The sequence below is a fragment of the Rhizobacter sp. P3_B12 genome (genome assembly GCF_056402895.1).
In genome coordinates, this window is the sequence record NZ_JBFUGN010001222.1 from 1 (window position 1) to 1,605 (window position 1,605).

The 1,605-nt window shown below is 60.9% G+C and carries 3 protein-coding genes; 2 read left to right on the forward strand and 1 reads right to left on the reverse strand.

The genetic code is table 11. The features are described 5' to 3' along the window. Nucleotides 1-654 (forward strand): protein kinase domain-containing protein (locus tag AC1D01_RS33960; RefSeq protein WP_477873863.1); only part of this gene is annotated, 654 nt, incomplete at its 5' end. Nucleotides 655-809: 155 nt separating this feature from the next. Continuing rightward, a complete protein-coding gene (locus AC1D01_RS33965) occupies nucleotides 810-1,061 on the forward strand; it encodes a hypothetical protein (RefSeq protein WP_477873864.1) in 252 nt (83 codons plus the stop codon). A gap of 21 nt (nucleotides 1,062-1,082) precedes the next feature. On the opposite strand, the gene AC1D01_RS33970 is transcribed toward AC1D01_RS33965, so the two are convergent. Continuing rightward, on the reverse strand, nucleotides 1,083-1,605 hold a 523-nt coding region (locus AC1D01_RS33970; RefSeq protein WP_477873865.1), incomplete at its 5' end, for a substrate binding domain-containing protein.

Below are 1,605 nucleotides of genomic sequence, written 5' to 3' on the forward strand. Positions count from 1 at the left end.
GATGGTCAGAGAAAGCTCTATAAGATTGCTCATCAGATGTGCTTGGCTGTCCAGCAGCTTCATGAGCTGAAGTACAAGCATATGGATCTGAAGCCGGACAACTTCTATGTCGATGAGGATGGTGAAGGTGAGCCTGTTGTCAAGTTGGCGGATTTCGGAATGTCTGCTCGAAGCGGTGTTGTCATAAATACTGGTCGCAGCGACTGCTTGAAGTACATGTCACCGGAATACTACATAGTGTGGAGTCATCCAGAAAACAGGGTTAAAACTGATCGCATCAATCGGCTCAAGGAGATGGAAGGCGGGTTGAAGAGGCTTGGTAAGTATAAGCGTTTGGAAGCTGTACAAGGAAAGAGAATAGAGGATAGGGCGCTTAAGAAGGCTGGTCTGCCGGCGATTGGGACCGCCAGCGATGTGCATGGTTTGGTAGCTTCGATATGGGATATCTGCTGTGACGAAAAAGCAAAGGACAGGGCTTCCTTCCTTACTCCACTCAAGTTGCGGAATCAACCCTCATGGCTCGACAGCCGCGAGGAGCGGACRATCATCAATATGATTCGTGACGGCTTCGTGGAGGATCCAGCAAAACGTCCGACGGCCAAAGTGCTGGCTGATAGATTCGCGACAGTGGTTAAAGCCGCCAGCAAGACGTGAACTGAATCGGTCAGCGATTGGTGCTGGCAATGGGGCAAGTCGGTGGGTTCCTACGACGCGAAGCGCGTTCCGCCGACATTGCATCGAGCCCCAACCCCGCGCTGATCAACGGCAGCGATTCCTATGGTTGTGACACACCATGCCAGGAGATCGCGATGAGCAAGCAGCAGAAGCCCACCCAACCGAGCAAGTCACAACCCCAAGCCGACCTGAGCCAAGTTCAGGGCGAGGGCGACTACGAAGCCGGGCGCCACTACGACGAGAAGACGCGTGCGTTCGTCAAGTCCGGCAAGGTCGATGAGGCGGCGCGCAACGCCCACCCGAAGTCGCCGCGCGAGCAGCAGGAAATGCAGAAGGCCGAGGAGATCGGCAAGTCACGCTCGAAGGGCGAAGACCCGCACGGTTGACGGGTTGACGACGGCGGGCGCTCAGCGCCCGTCCACCAGCTTCGCGAACTCCGCCGCCCGAAACCGCTCCGTCACGAAGYCGACGAACACCCGCGTCTTCGCCGGCAGCAGGCTGCGGCTCGGGTAGTACAGCGAGAGCGGCCCAGCGTCGCTGTACCAGCCCGGCAGCAGCCGCACCAGTTCCCCGCTCGCGATGGGCGCGAAGGCGAACGGCATCGGCAGCAGCGCGACGCCGAGCCCCAGCTTCGCCGCCTCCGCGATCGCCTCGGGGTCGCTGAAGATCAACCGCGCCTTGCAAGGCACCGCCTGCTCGTCATGGCGTTTCGACCGCAGCGTCCACGGCCGCACGCGCCCTGTCGGTGACGAGCGCCGCATGATCCCGTCGAACGCCGCCAGGTCCTCAGGCGTGCGCGGCAGTTGCCGCCCGCTCAGGTAGCCCGGCGACGCCACCGCCACGATGTGCACCGGCGCCAGCTCGCGAGCCACCACCCCCGGCGTCAGCTCGAAGCCCCCACCGATCGCCGCATCGAAGCCTTCGCCGATC